Origin of the sequence: Streptomyces sp. NPDC004658, assembly GCF_040609555.1 — a bacterium.
GTDB lineage: Bacteria > Actinomycetota > Actinomycetes > Streptomycetales > Streptomycetaceae > Streptomyces.
Genome location: NZ_JBEXKG010000342.1, coordinates 1 through 2,956, shown reverse-complemented (window position 1 = coordinate 2,956; position 2,956 = coordinate 1). Strand labels below are relative to the sequence as shown.

Sequence of the window (2,956 nt, the reverse complement as noted above, 5' to 3'; positions counted from 1 at the left end):
TGTGGGTGAGGTGCACGACCGGACCCTCGCCGCGGCCGCGGCCTTGGACCCGTCGGCGGCCACCCTCGCCGTCCTCCTCATCGGCCCGGCCGGCGCGGGCAAGACCAGCGTCGCCCAGTACTGGGCGGACCACCGCCGCGTCCCGACGGCCCACATCAGCCTGGACGACGTCCGCGAATGGGTCCGCTCGGGCTTCGCCGACCCGCAGTCCGGCTGGAACGACAACTCGGAGGCCCAGTACCGCCTGGCCCGCCGCACCTGCGGCTTCGCCGCGCGCAACTTCCTCGCCAACGGCATCTCCTGCATCCTCGACGACGCCGTCTTCCCGGACCGCCCGGTCGTCGGCCTCGGCGGCTGGAAGCGGCACGTGGGCCCCGGCCTGCTCCCGGTGGTCCTGCTCCCGGGCCTCGACGTCGTCCTCGAGCGCAACGCCGAGCGCACCGGCAACCGCCGCCTCACCGACGAGGAGGTGGCCCGCATCCACGGCCGCATGGCCGGCTGGTACGGCTCGGGCCTCCCGATCATCGACAACTCCCAGCTGGACGTCCCCGGGACGGCGAGGGTCCTGGACGAGGTCCTGGCCAGGGCGATAGCGAGCCCGCCGAGCTGGTGAGCAAGGGGCCGGGCCCGCCGTACCGGCACACCGCCGCACCAGCCCCCACCTGCCCCGCAGCCCCACTCGGCCCCCGCCGATCGGCATAATCCGGGCAAACCTCCTACGCTCATCTCATGTCAGAGGTGTACGCGAACCGCCGATCCCGGCTGAGGGAACACTTCAACGCGGCCGGCACCGCGGCAGCGCTCGTCACCCGCCCGGCCAACGTCCGCTACCTCGCCGCCGCCGCCCCGCGGGGTGCCGTGCTGCTCATCGGCAGAGGCGAGGACGTCCTGGTGTGCTCCGGCCCGCCGGACGACCGGCCCCACGAAGGCCAGCCGGACGAGAACCTGCGCCTGCACGTCCTCCCGGCGCACGACGGCGACGCCGCCGTCGTGGCGGCCGGCCTCGCCGCCGACCAGGGCGCCGACTCCCTGGCGGTCGAGGAACACCACCTCACCGTCACCCGGCACCGGGCCATCGCCTCCGTCGCCCCCAGGCTCCGCCTCACCGATCTCGGCGGGGCCGTGGAACAGCTCAGGGTCGTCAAGGACGAGGAGGAGATCTCCTGCCTGCGCATCGGCGCCGAGATCGCCGACCAGGCCCTCGGCGAGCTGCTGGAGTCGATCCTGGTCGGCCGCACCGAACGGCACCTCGCGCTGGAGCTGGAGCGGCGCCTGGTCGATCACGGTGCCGACGGCCCGGCCTTCCCCACCTCCGTGGCCACGGGACCGCACGCCGGCCGCCGCGGCCACCGCCCCACCGACCGGAGGGTGGAGGAGGGCGACTTCCTCTCCGTCTGTCTCGGCGCCACCTACCGCGGCTACCGCTGCGAGATCGGCCGTACCTTCGTCATCGGCACCTCACCGGCCGACTGGCAGATCGAGCTGTACGACCTGGTCTTCGCCGCTCAACGGGCCGGGCGCGAGTTCCTGGCACCCGGCGCCGCCTACCGTGACGTGGACCGCGCCGCACGCCAGGTACTGGACTCCGCGGGCTACGCGGAGGCCCTGCCACCGCTCACCGGACACGGTGTCGGACTCGAAATCGACGAGGACCCGCAGTTGGCGCCCGCGGCCATGGGTAAACTGGACGCTTGCGTGCCGGTCACCGTCGAACCGGGGGTCCACCTCCCGGGCCGGGGCGGTGTCCGGATCGATGACACGCTCGTCGTGCGCCCCGAGGCGGACGGCGGACCCGAGCTACTCACCATCACGACCAAGGAGCTGCTCGCGCTCTAGCCTCGCGCTGTGCGCATGCCCCGGGGTCGTACGTCAGTCCAGGAGATTCCGCAACCGTGGCTTCCACGAACGACCTCAAGAACGGCATGGTGCTCAAGCTCGAAGGCGGCCAGCTCTGGTCCGTCGTCGAGTTCCAGCACGTCAAGCCCGGCAAGGGCCCGGCCTTCGTGCGCACCAAGCTCAAGAACGTGCTCTCCGGCAAGGTCGTCGACAAGACCTTCAACGCCGGCGTCAAGGTCGAGACGGCCACTGTCGACAAGCGCGACATGCAGTTCTCGTACATGGACGGCGAGTACTTCGTCTTCATGGACATGGAGACCTACGACCAGCTGCACATCGACAGGAAGGCCGTCGGCGACGCCGCGAACTTCCTCGTCGAGGGCTTCACCGCCACCGTCGCGCAGCACGAGGGCGAGGTTCTCTTCGTCGAGCTGCCCGCCGCCGTCGAGCTGACCATCGCGGAGACCGAGCCGGGCGTCCAGGGCGACCGCTCCACCGGTGGCACCAAGCCGGCCACCCTGGAGACCGGCCACCAGATCCAGGTCCCGCTCTTCATCACCACCGGCGAGAAGATCAAGGTCGACACCCGCACCAGCGACTACCTCGGCCGGGTGAACAGCTAACCGTGGCTGCCCGCAACACGGCCCGCAAGCGCGCCTTCCAGATCCTCTTCGAGGGCGACCAGCGCGGCGCCGACGTCCTGACGGTCCTCGCCGACTGGATCCGGCTCTCCCGGTCCGACACCCGGCAGCCGCCGGTCAGCGAGTACACGATGCAGCTGGTCGAGGGCTACGCCGAGCACGCGAAGCGGATCGACGAGCTGATCGCCCAGTACGCGGTGGGGTGGACCCTCGACCGCATGCCGGTCGTGGACCGCAACATCCTGCGGCTGGGCGCGTACGAGCTGATCTGGGTCGACGAGACCCCGGACGCCGTCGTCCTGGACGAGATGGTGCAGCTGGCGAAGGAGTTCTCGACCGACGAGTCGCCGTCGTTCGTCAACGGCCTGCTGGGCCGTCTGAAGGAACTCAAGCCGTCCCTTCGCCGGGACGAGGCGTAACCGCCCGACAGCCAACGCCGGAGGGCCCGCCCCCCCGCGGGGGGGGGGGGCCCCCCGGGG

4 protein-coding genes are annotated in these 2,956 nt (G+C 71.5%); all 4 read left to right on the top strand.

The window, feature by feature from the left end; translation table 11 throughout:
* Position 1: 1 nt before the first annotated feature.
* The 4 genes from ABZV94_RS41045 to nusB all read left to right on the top strand — a co-directional run bounded on the left by ABZV94_RS41045 (position 2) and on the right by nusB (position 2,896).
* A complete protein-coding gene (locus ABZV94_RS41045; protein ID WP_356350144.1) occupies positions 2 to 613 on the top strand; it encodes an AAA family ATPase in 612 nt (203 codons plus the stop codon).
* 116 nt (positions 614 to 729) lie between these two features.
* Positions 730 to 1,836: an aminopeptidase P family protein gene (locus ABZV94_RS41040; protein WP_356350143.1), complete on the top strand. Its 1,107-nt coding sequence runs from the start codon at positions 730 to 732 to the stop codon at positions 1,834 to 1,836.
* A gap of 56 nt (positions 1,837 to 1,892) precedes the next feature.
* Positions 1,893 to 2,459, top strand: a complete 567-nt coding sequence (gene efp, locus ABZV94_RS41035) for an elongation factor P (protein ID WP_014671526.1) — start codon at positions 1,893 to 1,895, stop codon at positions 2,457 to 2,459.
* A gap of 2 nt (positions 2,460 to 2,461) precedes the next feature.
* Positions 2,462 to 2,896 (top strand): transcription antitermination factor NusB, encoded by a 435-nt coding sequence (gene nusB / locus ABZV94_RS41030; RefSeq protein ID WP_014671525.1) that lies wholly within the window; start codon positions 2,462 to 2,464, stop codon positions 2,894 to 2,896.
* Positions 2,897 to 2,956 lie beyond the last annotated feature (60 nt).

Coding starts and splice junctions, on each gene's coding strand:
- ABZV94_RS41040 (WP_356350143.1), top strand. CDS start 730: ATGTCAGAGGTGTACGCGAACCGCCGATCCCGGCTGAGGGAACACTTC.